General features: G+C 70.3%; 1 tRNA gene and 1 pseudogene. Both read left to right on the plus strand.

The annotated features are described in order from the left end of the window. Positions 1 to 90 precede the first annotated feature (90 nt). Positions 91 to 178, plus strand: a tRNA-Leu gene (locus K6I33_RS35655). A 73-nt stretch (positions 179 to 251) separates the two neighbouring features. Further along, positions 252 to 509 (plus strand): annotated as a pseudogene (locus K6I33_RS35660) ((2Fe-2S) ferredoxin domain-containing protein); the annotation flags it as partial.

Raw genomic sequence — 509 nt, forward strand, 5'->3', positions numbered from 1 at the left:
GGGGCGTGGAGGGCGGTGATCGAGCACCTCGAATGTTTGGTATTGTTTTCCATGTCGCCGCGGGGAACACCCCGCAGGGACAAACACCCGGTCCGGGTGGCGGAATGGCAGACGCGCTAGCTTGAGGTGCTAGTGCCCTTTATCGGGCGTGGGGGTTCAAGTCCCCCCTCGGACACCAGCAGGAACACGGGATACCCCGGCCGGAAGGCCGGGGTTTTCTTGTTGTCCGGGCCCGTGCGTATCATCGCCCGATGATCACCAAGAAGGCCGCTCGAAGCGCCTCCGCAGCCCCCTGCCGGATCACGGTCTGCCGCGGCTGCTGCTGCGGCGACCCGGCGAAGGTGCCCGGGGTCGATCACGCCGGGCAGATACGCCGGCTGCGGGAGGCGCTGGACGGGGCCGTGCAGGTGCGGGCGTCGGAGTGCCTGGACGTGTGCGACCAGGCGAACGTGGTCGTGGTGCAGCCGTCGGCGGCGGGCCGGGCGGCCGGGGGGCGGCCCGTGTGGCTG

The sequence above is a fragment of the Streptomyces sp. UNOB3_S3 genome (assembly GCF_020740895.1).
GTDB lineage: Bacteria > Actinomycetota > Actinomycetes > Streptomycetales > Streptomycetaceae > Streptomyces.